General features: G+C 47.1%; 15 protein-coding genes and 1 other annotated feature. Of the genes, 14 read left to right on the top strand and 1 reads right to left on the bottom strand.

The window, feature by feature from the left end:
- The first annotated feature begins 11 nt into the window (after nucleotides 1-11).
- From DW835_RS06695 to DW835_RS06675, 5 genes are all read left to right on the top strand, one after another.
- Complete coding sequence (locus DW835_RS06695; protein WP_022312168.1) at nucleotides 12-488, top strand: small multi-drug export protein; 477 nt, start codon at nucleotides 12-14, stop codon at nucleotides 486-488.
- Nucleotides 489-510: 22 nt separating this feature from the next.
- Entirely contained in the window at nucleotides 511-1320 is an 810-nt protein-coding gene (locus DW835_RS06690) for a class I SAM-dependent methyltransferase (protein ID WP_118669223.1), read from the top strand.
- Between the two features lie 21 nt (nucleotides 1321-1341).
- Complete coding sequence (gene hslO / locus DW835_RS06685) at nucleotides 1342-2211, top strand: Hsp33 family molecular chaperone HslO (RefSeq protein ID WP_118503838.1); 870 nt, start codon at nucleotides 1342-1344, stop codon at nucleotides 2209-2211.
- Nucleotides 2212-2236: 25 nt separating this feature from the next.
- Nucleotides 2237-4147, top strand: a complete 1911-nt coding sequence (locus DW835_RS06680; protein WP_022312171.1) for an NAD(+) synthase — start codon at nucleotides 2237-2239, stop codon at nucleotides 4145-4147.
- Nucleotides 4148-4263: 116 nt separating this feature from the next.
- Nucleotides 4264-4614, top strand: coding sequence for a transcriptional regulator (locus tag DW835_RS06675; protein WP_022312172.1), 351 nt, complete (start codon nucleotides 4264-4266; stop codon nucleotides 4612-4614).
- Nucleotides 4615-4668: 54 nt separating this feature from the next.
- Here DW835_RS06675 and fliD read toward each other — a convergent pair whose 3' ends face one another.
- Nucleotides 4669-5964: a flagellar filament capping protein FliD gene (fliD, locus tag DW835_RS06670; protein ID WP_182430268.1), complete on the bottom strand. Its 1296-nt coding sequence runs from the start codon at nucleotides 5962-5964 to the stop codon at nucleotides 4669-4671.
- Between the two features lie 230 nt (nucleotides 5965-6194).
- On the opposite strand from fliD, the gene rpmG reads away from it, so the two are divergent.
- From rpmG to DW835_RS06620, 9 genes are all read left to right on the top strand, one after another.
- Nucleotides 6195-6344 carry a 50S ribosomal protein L33 gene (rpmG, locus tag DW835_RS06665; protein ID WP_022153716.1) on the top strand — a complete coding sequence of 50 codons (150 nt, stop codon included), beginning with the start codon at nucleotides 6195-6197 and terminating at the stop codon, nucleotides 6342-6344.
- Between the two features lie 27 nt (nucleotides 6345-6371).
- A complete protein-coding gene (gene secE, locus DW835_RS06660) occupies nucleotides 6372-6575 on the top strand; it encodes a preprotein translocase subunit SecE (protein WP_022153715.1) in 204 nt (67 codons plus the stop codon).
- Between the two features lie 15 nt (nucleotides 6576-6590).
- Complete coding sequence (gene nusG / locus DW835_RS06655; RefSeq protein WP_117465605.1) at nucleotides 6591-7109, top strand: transcription termination/antitermination protein NusG; 519 nt, start codon at nucleotides 6591-6593, stop codon at nucleotides 7107-7109.
- 178 nt (nucleotides 7110-7287) lie between these two features.
- Entirely contained in the window at nucleotides 7288-7713 is a 426-nt protein-coding gene (gene rplK / locus DW835_RS06650; protein WP_117465604.1) for a 50S ribosomal protein L11, read from the top strand.
- 61 nt (nucleotides 7714-7774) lie between these two features.
- A complete protein-coding gene (rplA, locus tag DW835_RS06645; RefSeq protein WP_118503843.1) occupies nucleotides 7775-8464 on the top strand; it encodes a 50S ribosomal protein L1 in 690 nt (229 codons plus the stop codon).
- Between the two features lie 226 nt (nucleotides 8465-8690).
- Nucleotides 8691-9227 carry a rubrerythrin gene (rbr, locus tag DW835_RS06640; RefSeq protein ID WP_118503845.1) on the top strand — a complete coding sequence of 179 codons (537 nt, stop codon included), beginning with the start codon at nucleotides 8691-8693 and terminating at the stop codon, nucleotides 9225-9227.
- A 39-nt stretch (nucleotides 9228-9266) separates the two neighbouring features.
- Nucleotides 9267-9390 (top strand) — a sequence feature (ribosomal protein L10 leader region).
- Between the two features lie 155 nt (nucleotides 9391-9545).
- A complete protein-coding gene (gene rplJ / locus DW835_RS06630) occupies nucleotides 9546-10064 on the top strand; it encodes a 50S ribosomal protein L10 (protein ID WP_117465603.1) in 519 nt (172 codons plus the stop codon).
- Nucleotides 10065-10117: 53 nt separating this feature from the next.
- A complete protein-coding gene (gene rplL, locus DW835_RS06625; protein ID WP_022153710.1) occupies nucleotides 10118-10489 on the top strand; it encodes a 50S ribosomal protein L7/L12 in 372 nt (123 codons plus the stop codon).
- A 276-nt stretch (nucleotides 10490-10765) separates the two neighbouring features.
- Nucleotides 10766-14695 (top strand): DNA-directed RNA polymerase subunit beta, encoded by a 3930-nt coding sequence (locus DW835_RS06620; protein WP_118503849.1) that lies wholly within the window; start codon nucleotides 10766-10768, stop codon nucleotides 14693-14695.
- The last annotated feature ends 7 nt before the right edge of the window (nucleotides 14696-14702 follow it).

Genomic DNA, 14702 nt, shown 5'->3' with positions numbered 1-14702 from the left:
GGAGTAAACACATGTTAAAAAAATATTTGATGATTTTCCTGGTATCTATGGTTCCTCTGATCGAGCTGAGAGGTGCTGTCCCTATTGCGGTTGGAATGAATCTTCCTTTGCTTCCCAGCTATATTATCTGTATTCTGGGAAATATGCTGCCGGTACCTATTATCTTCTTTTTTGCAAGAAAAGTACTGGAATGGGGTGCGGACAAGCCGGTCATCGGCAAGTTCTTTACCTTCTGCCTGGAAAAAGGACATAAAGGCGGACAAAAGCTGCAGGAAAAAGCGGGCAGAGGTCTGTTCGTGGCGCTGTTGTTGTTCGTGGGTATTCCCCTTCCCGGAACCGGTGCGTGGACCGGAACACTGGCAGCAAGTTTGTTAGACATGGATTTCAAGTCCAGTGTCATTGCAGTAATGTGCGGTGTGGTTCTGGCAGGCGTGATCATGGGATTGCTCAGCATGGGAGTATTCGGCGCACTGGGGACTATTTTCTAAAAAAACTGGAGATGCTGCAATTATGGAGAATACGGAAGAAATCTATACAGACTTTGCAAGAGTATATGACGAACTGATGGATAATACACCCTATGAAATGTGGTGCAATCGTCTGGATCAGCTGATTGCGTCCTATGGTGTATCCAGACCTACGCGGGACGCGGAAGGAATTCTGGATTCCGAGCGGAATCTGGTGGTGGATCTGGGCTGCGGCACCGGCACTTTGACAGAACTGTTATACCAAAAAGGGTATGATTGCATCGGCGTGGACAATTCTGAAGAGATGCTGGGCATTGCCATGGAGAAAAAGGTGGAGAGCGGTTCGGAGATCCTCTATCTGCATCAGGATATGCGGGAACTGGATCTGTATTCTACTGTTGGTACGGTGATCAGCGTCTGTGATTCCGTCAATTATATTTTGGAAGAAGAGGAACTTTTGCAGGTATTCCGGCTGGTGAACAATTATCTCTACCCCGGTGGCATTTTTATCTTTGATTTTAATACAGATTATAAATACCGGGAAGTCATCGGCAATACGACGATTGCGGAGAACCGGGAGGATTGTAGTTTTATCTGGGAAAATTATTATGATCCGGAAGAAGAGATCAACGAGTATGATCTGACAATCTTCGTCCAGGAAGAGGGTGATACCTTCCACAGATTTACCGAGACCCATTTGCAGAGGGGTTATACCGTAGGACAGATGAGGACACTGGTGGAACAGGCCGGACTGAAGATTCTGGAGATCATGGATTCCGATACCGGTGAGGCGGTAACGGAGACCAGTGAAAGAGTATATATCGTAGCAAAAGAGCAGCAGAAAGAGCTGTAGACAGAAAGGTACGTGGAATAAATGAAGGATTATATGGTACGTGCAACCGCGGCAAATGCGCAGATCCGAGCGTTCGCCTGCACGACAAGAGAGACGGTGGAGACCGCAAGAGCGTCTCACAATACCAGCCCTGTGGTAACGGCGGCACTGGGAAGATTACTCAGCGCAGGGGCCATGATGGGAAGCATGTTAAAGGGCGATGATGAACTGATCACACTGCAGATCAAAGGAGATGGTCCGATTGGCGGACTGACAGTTACAGCAGATATGAACGGTCATGTAAAGGGCTATGCCAATGTGCCCGATGTGATCCTGCCAGCCAATGCCCAGGGAAAACTGGATGTGGGCGGTGCCGTAGGTGCAGGTGTTTTAAGCGTGATCCGCGATATGGGACTGAAGGATCCCTATGTGGGACAGACAGAGCTGCAGACCGGCGAGATTGCAGAGGATCTGACCTATTATTTTGCGGTATCCGAACAGGTACCTTCCGTGGTAGGACTTGGGGTATTGATGAACAGAGACAATACCGTGAGACAGGCAGGCGGTTTCATTGTACAGCTGATGCCCTTTGCGGAAGAGGAAATGATCAGCAAACTGGAAGAGAATATCAAGAATCTCTCTTCCGTTACTACTATGCTGGATGCCGGCAAGACTCCGGAGGGAATGCTGGAAGTACTGCTTTCCGGAATGGATCTGGAGATCACCGATACACTTCCTGTGGAATTTGCCTGCAATTGCAGCAAGGACAGAGTGAGAAAAGCACTGATCAGCATTGGCAGGGAAGAATTGCAGTCCATGATCGATGATGGAGAGACCATCGAAGTGAACTGCCACTTCTGTAATAAAAACTATAATTTTACCGTGGATGAATTGAAACAGATGATCCAGTAATGTATACAGTAAAGCGAGGAAGCTTATGAAACAGGGATTTGTCAAGGTAGCATCCGCCACACCCAGGATCCGGGTGGCGGATCCGGTCTATAATGCGCAGGTAATCTGTGAACAGGCAAAAGAAGCGGCGGAGCATGGAGCAAAGATCGTAGTGTTTCCGGAATTATGTATTACCGGATACACCTGTAACGATCTTTTTTTGCAAGAACTTTTGTTGGAAAAAGCAAAAGAAGCATTGCTTACGATTGCAGAAGAGACCGGACAGTTGGAAACGTTATTTCTGGTGGGACTTCCCGTGGACAAGGACGGCCGTCTGTACAATGTGGCTGCGGTATTGTACCGGGGTAGGATACTGGGAATGATTCCTAAGAAAAATATCCCTATGTATGCGGAGTTCTATGAAGGCAGACATTTCACACCGGGAGAGGAAACGGTGACGGAATATCGTCTGGGAAAACAGGTGATTCCTTTCGGATCCAACCTGTTGTTCCGGTGTGAGGAACTTCCGGAGCTGATATTGGGATGTGAGCTCTGCGAAGATCTGTGGGTGGCAGAGCCGCCTTCTACCTCGCATGCACTGATGGGAGCTACAGTTATTGCGAATCTGTCGGCCTCCAATGAGACGGTTTCCAAGGATGATTATCGTACCCTTCTGATAAAAGCTTCCAGTGCAAGACTTCTGTGCGGTTATATCTATACCTCTGCCGGAGAAGGGGAATCCACGCAGGATCTGGTATTCGGAGGACATGATCTGATCGCAGAGAACGGAACACTGTTGGTACAGTCCGCGCGTTTTACTACGGGAATTCTTTACACAGATCTGGATGTATTAAAAATAAGCAGTGAGCGCAGGCGAATGGGTACCTTCGGAAAGAGACCGATGAAGCCCTATCTTACAGTTCCTTTTTCCATGCAGCTGACTGGGACAAAACTGGACCGGAAGTTTGCTGCACACCCGTTTGTACCGGAGGACATGGTAGAACGCAACCGCAGATGTGAAGATATTTTATCCATTCAGGCTTTCGGCCTGAAAAAGAGATATGAGCATATCGGATGTAAGACAGCGGTCCTGGGGATTTCAGGAGGACTGGATTCCACACTGGCACTTTTAGTGACAGTGCGCACTTTTGATCTGTTGGGACTTCCGAGGTCGGGGATCATTGCAGTGACCATGCCCTGTTTCGGAACAACAGACCGGACTTATGAGAATGCCTGTCTGCTGGCGAAGACGCTGGGAACTACATTGCGGGAGGTGGATATCCGGGAATCGGTCACCAGACATTTTACGGATATCGGTCAGGATATGGAGTGCCATGATGTCACCTATGAGAATGGACAGGCCAGAGAGCGTACCCAGGTGCTCATGGATATTGCCAACAAGGAAAATGCTCTGGTCATCGGCACGGGAGATATGTCGGAACTGGCCTTAGGGTGGGCTACCTATAACGGAGATCATATGTCCATGTATGGCGTCAATGCCGGAGTGCCCAAAACACTGGTGAGACATCTGGTGGCCTATTATGCCGATACCTGTAATAATGCAGAGCTTACCGCAGTCCTAAAGGACGTGCTGGATACGCCGGTGAGCCCGGAACTGCTTCCACCGGTGGAGGGGAACATTGCACAGAAGACGGAAGATCTGGTAGGTCCTTACGAACTGCATGACTTTTTCCTGTATTATATGCTGCGGTGCGGTTATGCACCGGACAAGGTCTACCGGATCGCGAGAGAGACCTTTGAAGGAAAATATGACGATCCGACGATCCGCAAGTGGCTGAAGAATTTTTACCGGAGATTTTTCACACAGCAGTTTAAGCGTTCCTGCCTGCCGGACGGACCGAAAGTGGGAAGTGTGGCATTGTCACCCAGAGGTGATCTGCGGATGCCGTCCGATGCCTGTGCCAGGATCTGGCTGGATCAATTGGAAGAAATATAAAAATATTGTTAAAAATTCGTCGAAATTCTTAATTTTCTGTTTTTTACTTGAAATGGAAAACGGGAAATCGTATATTATAGCTGTACCAATTTTGGAGGACACGTGGAGGAATAAATATGACTAAGGCGGAGATTTTAAAGAAAGAAATTTTGAGACAGTATCGTAGTGTCAGACAGTTTGCCATGGAGATGAACATTCCCTACAGCACACTGGTGACTGCATTGGAGCGCGGGATTGAAGGGATGGCGTACGGAACAGTGATCAAGATGTGTGACAAGCTGAGCCTGAACCCGGTGGATTTCTCTTCTCTGGAGAGAGATGCTTCTCTGGGAGCACAGCTTCTGGAAAACCGTGTTATGCAGAACTACGTGAAGCTGAACCAGACAGGTAGAGACAAGATTCTGGAGCTGATGGATGATTTTGTACAGATTGATAAGTACAAGGCCAAATCCAAAAAGGCAAAATAAGAAAACAGAAGCAGAAAATGAAATAACAGCTACTGTTAATTCCCCGGAAGGGAATCAACAGTAGCTGTTAAACATCATACCGCTGTAAGCGCTGGTAATGTAAGGACTGGCAAAATTGTGACCGGGATTTTTGTAGGCCACAATTTTTTTGTCTACATAATTCATAGGATTCAGAGCAACCTGATCACTCTTGTGTAAAAGCGAACTGCTGAATTCTTTTAGTACATTGAAGCCGGACAGGTCATTCCCGGATTCCGCGGCGGTCTGCCGCAGCTTTTCATCATTGACAGATAGAATACCATCCTCCTGCAGGTGCATTCCCATGTTTTCCAGAGAAGTACCGTAGTGGGAAGTTATGGAGGAGAATTCGTGAATCAGTTGTTTGCTTCTGGACTGTGTCTCCAGGTAGGAGGAAGCTGTTTTAATAAATTCATTATAACTGCCTACCAGCTGGATGATATTGTCTGTGATGGATTCGGTATCTGTTTTCAGACCGACATGTGTGGGCTGATCCTCCGGACTGACGGCTTTTAACTGTACATCGAACAGTTTTCCTATTGTAAAGTGGTTGGAAGAAGCGGTTCGTTCTTCACCATTGAGAAAAAATCTTGCGTTGCCGGCAGGACGACTGACATAATTCAGTCCGAGGTAATCCACAACACCGGAGGTCTTGCTGGTATGATCATCGCTGACCTGAAAATGATAGGCCTTGCCGTTCGGTACACCGGTAGCATCCGAGGTCAGACGAAGTGCGTAACGGGAATCGGATTCCATCACATCTGCTGTGATACCGATATCCGCGTTGTTGATCAGACGGGACAGACGTTCCGTGATCTGCCGGTTCGTATCACCCTCGCCAATATTGAACTGGAATTCATAGTTCATATCGTTGATCGCAATATCAAAAGAATAGGTGGCAGGAGCAAGCGTGGCTGCCAGATCCGGAAGAAAATAACCCAGATTCTCCTGCGGCGTGGCCAGCTGTTTTACTTCGATATCAAATTCCGGAGAAGCTCCTGTGGTGGTATCGGAGCCTATGTAGGAAGCCTCCACGATATCATCGTCTGTGGAGTAGGCACTCTTTTTCCGGAACAGTCCATCCGTCTCCAGTCCGCCGATCTGTGCGATGGTGTTGTGCAGTTCGCGGGCGTTTTCCTTCAGATCCACGGCATAATGCTGTGTGTCTTTACTGGTGGTGGGAAGATACCAGGGAGTGTCCTTGTTCAGCTTTACGATAGAGTTGTATACACTGCGAAGCTCACTCTTTTTATGGGTGTCATATTTTGTAATCTGTCTTGATGCATAGGCAGTCAGGTAGTTATTATAGACAGTGTTCATGATAGCACTCATAGGCATCTCCTTTCTTCCCTGCGGATGAATTGGGACGGGAAAATCCAATATCCCACTTTTATGCGATCATTATAGCATAATAAATAAGAAGAAACAAGAAAAATAGTGGGATTTTTGGGAAAACAGTTGACGAAGACCGCAGATTATGTTATAGTATCCAAGCGAGATGAGATTTAGGTCTTTTTTTTATGCTTAAATTTAGAGATCAGAAAACACGTGGAGGTAGAAAAATGCGTACAAAAATTACTTTAGCATGTACCGAGTGCAAGCAGCGTAACTACAATACTACCAAGGATAAGAAGACTCATCCTGATAGAATGGAAACCAAGAAGTATTGTAGATTCTGTAAGACACATACATTGCACAAAGAAACCAAATAATCAGCCGTTCTAGTATGGGAGGTCGAAATGGGAGATTCCGCAGAAAAACAGAAGCGCCCCAGTTTCTTTAAAGGCGCAAAAGCTGAATTTAAGAAAATTTCATGGCCGGACAGACAATCAACATTGAAGCAATCCGTAGCGGTTGTTGCAATATCAGTTGTAGTGGGTGTGATTATTGCGGTTCTGGATTATTTTATCCAGTACGGCGTAAACTTCTTAACATCATTATAGAGCGAGGGTGATTGTATGGCAGAGGCAAAATGGTATGTAGTCCATACCTATTCAGGATATGAGAACAAGGTCAAAGCCAATATTGAGAAGACCATAGAGAACAACAAGAGTCTGGCAGAACAGATCCTTGAAGTAAGAGTTCCCATGCAGGATGTCGTAGAACTGAAAGACGGCGCCCGCAAGACGGTCTCCAAGAAAATGTTCCCCGGTTATGTGCTTCTCAACATGGAGATGAACGATGATACCTGGTATGTCGTTCGTAATACCCGTGGCGTGACCGGTTTCGTAGGTCCCGGAAGTAAACCTGTACCTCTTACAGAAGCTGAGATGAAGCCTTTGGGCATTAAGACCGAGAATGTATCCATCGACTTTGGTGAAGGCGACAGCATTGCTGTTGTGGCCGGAGTATGGAAGGATACCGTCGGCGTGGTGCAGAAACTGGACTATGGCAAACAGACAGCTACGATCAATGTAGAAATGTTTGGAAGAGAGACCCCTGTGGAAATCAGCTTTGCAGAGGTCAGAAAGCTTTAATAAGCTTAGAAGGATATTTTTTCTCACGGGCAATTCCGGAGATAAAATATAAAACTCTCAGAAACCGCAAGGTGAAGAGAGTGGCAGCATGAAAGGAACGAGAAGTCGTTCCAGTGGGAGCAGGAGGCGAGCAACAAGGCAGCCTGCGCCGAATTACCACATTATAGGAGGTGCCACAATGGCAAAGAAAGTAGAAGGATATATCAAGTTACAGATCCCTGCCGGCAAAGCAACACCGGCTCCCCCTGTTGGTCCTGCACTTGGACAGCACGGGGTTAACATCGTTGAATTTACCAAGCAGTTCAACGCAAGAACAGCAGACAAGGGGGATCTTATCATCCCCGTAGTTATTACTGTATATGCAGACAGAAGCTTTAGTTTCGTTACAAAGACTCCCCCTGCAGCAGTACTGTTAAAGAAAGCCTGCAACATTAAGTCCGGTTCCGGCGTTCCTAACAAGACCAAGGTAGCTACCATTTCCAAGGCTAAGGTTCAGGAAATCGCTGAGATGAAGATGCCGGATCTGAATGCAGCAAGCCTGGAAGCAGCTATGAGCATGATCGCTGGTACTGCACGCAGCATGGGTATTGTTGTTGAGGAGTAACTTATAAATATTTGGGAGGCAATGAATAAAATATTGCCGCTGGAACCTAGGAGGTAAAATAATGAAACATGGTAAGAAATATACCGAAGCTGCCAAGCTGGTAGATCGTGCTACATTCTATGAGCCCAACGATGCTATCGCTCTGGTTAAGAAAACTGCAACTGCTAAATTCGATGAGACCATCGAAGTTCACATCAGAACCGGTTGTGACGGACGTCACGCTGAGCAGCAGATCCGTGGCGCAGTTGTACTGCCTAACGGAACTGGTAAGACTGTAAAAGTTCTGGTATTCGCAAAGGGCGATAAGATCAATGAGGCTGAGGCTGCAGGCGCTGACTATGTTGGTGGCGAGGAGCTGATCCCGAAGATCCAGAACGAAGGATGGCTGGACTTCGACGTTGTAGTAGCAACCCCTGATATGATGGGCGTTGTAGGTCGTCTGGGTAAGGTTCTCGGACCTAAGGGCTTAATGCCTAACCCTAAGGCTGGTACCGTAACCATGGATGTAACCAAGGCAGTTAACGATATCAAAGCCGGTAAGATTGAATACAGACTTGATAAGACCAACATCGTGCATGTTCCCGTTGGTAAGGCTTCTTTCTCTGAGGAAGCTCTGCAGGAGAACTTCAATGCACTTATGGACGCAATCGTAAAGGCTAAGCCCAGCGCATTAAAGGGTCAGTATCTGAGAAGCATCACTCTGACCAGCACTATGGGACCTGGCGTTAAGGTTAGCGTAGCAAAGTTCTAATCTGATCTCTAATCTAATTAGATAACGAATGCAAAAGAGCCGCTTCACTGTTTACAGTGAGGCGGTTTTTGTGATAGAATACATTTATCCTTAGGAAACAATAACTGGCTGCCTGCAGGTATGCTGGTTACGAATTCGAACGTTCGAAGAACGGAGAAACCGTATGTTTTAGAATAAAGGTTACCTCCAAAAGGTATAGTAGATGAAAAGAGAAGGAGAAAACACCATGAACAAATATCAGGGAACCCAGACAGAGAAAAATCTCCAGGCGGCATTTGCCGGAGAGTCCCAGGCACGTAACAAATATACTTATTTTTCATCTGTAGCAAAGAAGGAAGGGTATGAGCAGATCGCAGCTATTTTCTTAAAGACTGCAGATAATGAGAAAGAACATGCAAAAATGTGGTTCAAGGAACTGAACGGCATCGGTGATACCAAAGCAAATCTTGCTGCAGCATCCGAAGGTGAGAATTTCGAGTGGACTGATATGTATGAAGATTTTGCGGCAACTGCAGAGAATGAGGGATTCCCTGAACTGGCGCAGAAATTCCGTATGGTTGGAGAGATCGAAAAGCATCATGAGGAAAGATACCGCGAACTGTTAAAGAACGTGGAGACAGCAAAAGTGTTCGAGAAGAGTGAAGTGAAGGTATGGGAGTGCCGCAACTGCGGGCATATCGTGGTAGGCACCAAGGCACCGGAGGTTTGCCCCGTATGTAATCATCCCCAGAGCTATTTTGAAATTCATGCAGAAAATTATTAAATAATCCTTGACAAACAAGGTCTCCCATGCTATTCTATCTGAGGTTGTAAAACCATGCCGAAGACAGCAGGTGCAAGGGAGACCGAGCGTAAGTCCTGCCGAGGAGATAAGTATGATGATATCATCTCTCTGTGTCTTCACAGAGAGTTTTTTTTACTTTATAGGATTTTATCCTATAAAGCAAAACGCTCCGCGAGGATCGCACTGCGGCGAAGTGAAATATATCGCTAAAGCGATTCGCCGCAGGCGTAGAATCCTGCGAGCAGGATTCTATTTATATTCTTCTTATCGGCACAAAATCTATAAGGAGGTAAAGAAATGGCAAAAGTTGAATTAAAACAGCCTGTAGTAGAAGAGATTTCTGCTGGTATCAAAGATGCCCAGTCTGTAGTTCTGGTAGACTACCGTGGACTTACTGTTGAGCAGGATACCCAGTTACGTAAGAGCTTACGTGAGGCAGGAGTTAGCTACAAGGTTTACAAGAACACTATGATGAACTTTGCGTTCAAGGGTACACAGTTCGAAGGTCTGTCCGAGTATCTGGAAGGACCCAGCGCAATGGCTTACTCTACCGAGGATGCAACCGCTCCTGCAAGAGTACTGGCTCAATTCGCTAAGACTGCTGATAAGCTTGAGATCAAGGCCGGTGTGGTAGAAGGTACTGTTTATGATGCTAAGGGTATGGCTGCAATCGCTAACATCCCTTCCAGAGACGTACTCATTTCCAAACTGCTTGGCAGCTTACAGAGTCCTATCACCAATTTTGCACGTGTTATGAATCAGCTGGCTGAAAAAGGCGGCGCAGCAGCTTGCGAAGCAGCACCCACAGCTGAATAATAATTGCAGCTAATTGACAATCAATCAAAATATTTCAAATGGAGGAAATTAAAATGGCTAAATTAACAGCACAGGAATTAATCGATGCTATCAAAGAGTTATCTGTATTAGAGTTAAATGATCTCGTAAAGGCTTGCGAGGAGGAGTTCGGCGTATCTGCAGCAGCTGGCGTTGTTGTAGCAGCAGCTGGCCCTGCTGAAGCAGCAGAAGAGAAGACTGAGTTCGACGTAGAGCTGACCGAGGTTGGCGCTGAGAAGGTTAAGGTTATCAAGGTTGTTCGTGAAGTAACCGGTCTGGGCCTGAAGGAAGCTAAGGACGTAGTTGACGGAGCTCCTAAGGTTGTTAAGGAAGGCGCTTCTAAGGAAGAGGCTGAGGACATCAAGAAGAAGCTTGAGGAAGTTGGCGCAAAGGTTACTCTGAAGTAATTTTTAACCAGTATATGACGGACCATGTGCCGGCACCTGCCGGTGCATGGTTTTTCTTATTCGCATCTGTCAGTTATTAATTTTTAAAAATATCTATTCTTTTTAAATAATTCAAAATATTTCCTTGACGTATTTCTAACATTGTGCTATTATGGATAGTGCACTATTGTGCGGTACCATGCTTATTTGTCATGCCAAAAAACTGGCGTTTATATATACTGCATTGTTGCCGACGCAAAATAGGCTTTAAATCTGAAAGAACGGGGTGAAATGTCAATGGAAAAGAACAGAATACGTCCGATTGCCGGTACCAAGGTTATGCGTATGAGTTATTCAAGACAAGAAGAGGTTTTAGAGATGCCCAATCTGATCGAGGTCCAGAAGGACTCCTATCAGTGGTTTTTAGACGAAGGCTTGAAGGAAGTCTTTGACGACATCTCTCCGATCGCTGACTACAGCGGTTCCTTGAGTCTGGAATTTGTGGATTTTGAACTCTGCAGGGACGACGTGAAGTATTCTATCGAAGAGTGTAAAGAGAGAGATGCTACCTTTGCAGCACCTCTTAAGGTTAAGGTTCGCCTTTATAACAAGGAGAAGGAAGAAATCAGTGAGCATGAGATCTTCATGGGTGATCTTCCGCTGATGACTGAGACCGGTACTTTCGTAATCAATGGCGCAGAACGTGTTATCGTCAGCCAGTTGGTTCGTTCTCCCGGTATCTACTACGGAATCGGACATGATAAGATCGGTAAGAAGCTCTTCTCCTGTACCGTGATCCCGAACCGTGGTGCATGGCTGGAGTATGAGACCGACTCTAACGATGTCTTCTATGTACGTGTGGACAGAACCCGTAAGGTTCCCATTACCGTACTGATCAGAGCCCTGGGTATCGGTACCAATGATGAGATCCGTGAACTCTTCGGTGACGAGCCCAAGATCGAGGCAAGCTTTACCAAGGACACTGCTGAGAATTATCAGGAGGGTCTGTTAGAGTTATACAAAAAGATCCGTCCCGGTGAGCCTTTAAGCGTTGAGAGCGCTGAGAGCCTGATCAATGCTATGTTCTTCGACCCCAGAAGATATGATTTAGCCAAAGTCGGCAGATATAAATTCAATAAGAAGTTAGCTCTGAAGAATCGTATCCGTCATCAGATCCTGGCTGCAGATGTAGTGGATCCTTCCACCGGTGAAGTGATCGCATCCGCAGGAGACAAGGTGACCGCAGAGCTGGCAGATACCATCCAGAACAGCGCAGTTCCCTTCGTATATATCCAGACCGAAGAGAGAACTGTAAAAGTACTGTCTAATCTGATGGTAGATCTTACCCACTATGTAGATTGCAATCCCAAGGATTTCGGTATCCATGAACTGGTATACTATCCGGTTCTGGCACAGATCCTGGAAGAGTTCGGCGATGATCCCGAGAAGCTGGCAGAAGCAATCAAGAAGAACGTACATGAACTGGTACCCAAGCATATTACCAAGGAAGATATCCTGGCTTCCATCAACTATAATATGCATCTGGAGTATGGCCTGGGCAACGATGATGATATCGACCATCTGGGCAACAGACGTATCCGCGCAGTAGGTGAGCTGCTGCAGAACCAGTATCGTATCGGTCTGTCCAGAATGGAGAGAGTGGTACGTGAGCGTATGACAACACATGATGCTGAGGATATTTCTCCCCAGTCTCTGATCAATATCAAGCCTGTAACCGCTGCAGTGAAGGAGTTCTTCGGATCTTCCCAGCTGTCTCAGTTCATGGATCAGAATAACCCTCTGGGTGAGCTGACCCACAAGAGACGTCTGTCTGCACTGGGCCCCGGCGGTCTGTCCAGAGACCGTGCCGGATTCGAGGTTCGAGATGTACATTACTCCCATTATGGAAGAATGTGCCCTATCGAGACACCCGAAGGTCCTAACATCGGTCTGATCAACTCTCTTGCAAGCTATGCAAGAATTAATGAATATGGTTTCGTAGAGGCTCCTTATCGCAAGATCGACAAGTCCGATCCTAAGAACCCCCGCGTTACCGATGAAGTAGTCTACATGACTGCGGACGAAGAGGATAATTACCATGTGGCACAGGCAAACGAAGCACTGGATGCAGAGGGACATTTCGTGAGAAAATCTGTTTCCGGACGTTATCTGGATGAGACACAGGAATATCCTAAGGAAATGTTTGATTACATGGATGTATCCCCGAGAATGGTATTCTCTGTGGCTACTGCACTGATTCCTTTCCTGCAGAACGATGATGCGAACCGTGCGCTGATGGGATCCAACATGCAGCGTCAGGCTGTGCCTCTGTTAAGCACTGAGGCTCCTGTGGTTGGTACCGGTATGGAAGTAAAGACAGCGGTTGACTCCGGTGTCTGCGTAGTGGCCAAGAAGCCCGGAACCATTACCTATGTATCTTCCAAGATCATTCGCATTGCTTATGATGACGGAGAAAAGGCAGAGATCCATCTGACCAAGTTCTCCCGCAGTAACCAGTCCAACTGCTACAACCAGAAGCCTATCGTATTCAAGGGTGACCATGTAGCGGCAGGTCAGGTCATTGCAGACGGTCCTTCCACCTCTCAGGGTGAGCTGGCACTGGGTAAGAACCCTCTGATCGGTTTCATGACCTGGGAAGGTTACAACTACGAGGATGCGGTTCTGTTAAGTGAGAGACTGGTACGTGACGATGTTTATACTTCCGTTCATATCGAGGAGTATGAGGCAGAAGCCCGTGACACCAAGCTGGGACCGGAAGAGATCACCCGTGATGTTCCCGGTGTCGGTGACGATGCACTGAAGGATCTGGATGACAGAGGTATCATTCGTATCGGCGCAGAGGTTCGTGCCGGTGATATTCTGGTAGGTAAGGTTACTCCTAAGGGAGAGACTGAACTGACCGCAGAAGAGAGACTGCTGCGTGCCATCTTCGGTGAGAAGGCAAGAGAAGTAAGAGATACCTCCTTAAAGGTACCTCATGGCGAATATGGTATTGTAGTGGATGCCAAGGTATTTACCCGTGAGAACAGCGATGAGCTGGCACCCGGAGTAAATCAGGCAGTCCGCATTTATATCGCACAGAAGAGAAAAATCTCCGTAGGCGATAAGATGGCAGGTCGTCATGGTAACAAGGGTGTCGTTTCCCGCGTGCTTCCTGTAGAAGATATGCCTTATCTGCCCAACGGACGTCCTTTGGACATCGTGCTGAACCCCCTGGGCGTGCCTTCCCGTATGAATATCGGACAGGTCCTGGAGATCCACCTTTCCCTGGCTGCCAAGGCTCTGGGATTCAATGTGGCAACACCTGTCTTCGATGGTGCGAACGAGAAAGATATTATGGATACGTTGGATCTTGCCAACGATTATGTAAACCTTCCTTTCGACGATGCAGAAAGTGCAGAGTGGAAAGAAAAGGGACAGGAAACTACCGCAGACGGTAAGCCCTGGGCAGGAGAGACCTTTACCAGCAAGCATGGTGAAGAGCTTCTTCCTGAGGTTATGCAGTATCTGTCTGAGAACAGAGATCACAGAGGAGTATGGAAGGGTGTTCCCATTTCCAGAGACGGTAAGGTACGTCTTCGTGACGGTAGAACCGGTGAATACTTTGATGGCCCTGTAACGATCGGACACATGCATTACCTGAAACTGCATCATCTGGTAGATGATAAGATCCATGCGCGTTCTACCGGACCGTACTCCCTGGTAACACAGCAGCCTCTGGGTGGTAAAGCCCAGTTCGGCGGCCAGCGTTTCGGAGAGATGGAAGTATGGGCTCTGGAGGCGTATGGCGCATCCTACACCCTGCAGGAGATTCTGACTGTGAAGTCCGATGATGTGATCGGACGTGTGAAGACTTACGAAGCAATCATCAAGGGAGACAATATCCCTGAGCCCGGTATCCCCGAGTCCTTCAAGGTTCTGTTAAAGGAACTGCAGGCACTGGGGCTGGATGTCAGAGTGCTGCGTGAGGATCAGACCGAGGTTGAGATCATGGAGACTGTCGATTACGGTGATACCGATTACCGTTATGAGATGGAAGGTGATCGTAAGTACGATGACGATTACGATAAGAGCTCCCTTGGCGAGATGGGCTATCAGTCACAGGAATTTGATGACAATGGTGAGCTGGTGAACTCTGAGGACGACGATTACGTTGACGATGATTACACCGATGATAGCTTTGACGGCAGTGATGATGAATTTTAATGCTTTG

The organism is Clostridium sp. AM34-9AC (assembly GCF_003480225.1).
Classification (GTDB): Bacteria; Bacillota; Clostridia; order Lachnospirales; family Lachnospiraceae; genus Acetatifactor; species Acetatifactor acetigignens.
Note: the sequence above shows the minus strand (reverse complement) of the source record. Positions and strands in the feature narration are given on the sequence as shown.

What these genes read in the sequence shown, in the direction of transcription:
- DW835_RS06695 (WP_022312168.1), top strand. Translation starts at nt 12, where the DNA reads ATGTTAAAAAAATATTTGATGATTTTCCTGGTATCTATGGTTCCTCTG.
- DW835_RS06690 (WP_118669223.1), top strand. Translation starts at nt 511, where the DNA reads ATGGAGAATACGGAAGAAATCTATACAGACTTTGCAAGAGTATATGAC.
- hslO (WP_118503838.1), top strand. Translation starts at nt 1,342, where the DNA reads ATGAAGGATTATATGGTACGTGCAACCGCGGCAAATGCGCAGATCCGA.
- DW835_RS06680 (WP_022312171.1), top strand. Translation starts at nt 2,237, where the DNA reads ATGAAACAGGGATTTGTCAAGGTAGCATCCGCCACACCCAGGATCCGG.
- DW835_RS06675 (WP_022312172.1), top strand. Translation starts at nt 4,264, where the DNA reads ATGACTAAGGCGGAGATTTTAAAGAAAGAAATTTTGAGACAGTATCGT.
- fliD (WP_182430268.1), bottom strand. Translation starts at nt 5,964, where the DNA reads ATGAGTGCTATCATGAACACTGTCTATAATAACTACCTGACTGCCTAT.
- rpmG (WP_022153716.1), top strand. Translation starts at nt 6,195, where the DNA reads ATGCGTACAAAAATTACTTTAGCATGTACCGAGTGCAAGCAGCGTAAC.
- secE (WP_022153715.1), top strand. Translation starts at nt 6,372, where the DNA reads ATGGGAGATTCCGCAGAAAAACAGAAGCGCCCCAGTTTCTTTAAAGGC.
- nusG (WP_117465605.1), top strand. Translation starts at nt 6,591, where the DNA reads ATGGCAGAGGCAAAATGGTATGTAGTCCATACCTATTCAGGATATGAG.
- rplK (WP_117465604.1), top strand. Translation starts at nt 7,288, where the DNA reads ATGGCAAAGAAAGTAGAAGGATATATCAAGTTACAGATCCCTGCCGGC.
- rplA (WP_118503843.1), top strand. Translation starts at nt 7,775, where the DNA reads ATGAAACATGGTAAGAAATATACCGAAGCTGCCAAGCTGGTAGATCGT.
- rbr (WP_118503845.1), top strand. Translation starts at nt 8,691, where the DNA reads ATGAACAAATATCAGGGAACCCAGACAGAGAAAAATCTCCAGGCGGCA.
- rplJ (WP_117465603.1), top strand. Translation starts at nt 9,546, where the DNA reads ATGGCAAAAGTTGAATTAAAACAGCCTGTAGTAGAAGAGATTTCTGCT.
- rplL (WP_022153710.1), top strand. Translation starts at nt 10,118, where the DNA reads ATGGCTAAATTAACAGCACAGGAATTAATCGATGCTATCAAAGAGTTA.
- DW835_RS06620 (WP_118503849.1), top strand. Translation starts at nt 10,766, where the DNA reads ATGGAAAAGAACAGAATACGTCCGATTGCCGGTACCAAGGTTATGCGT.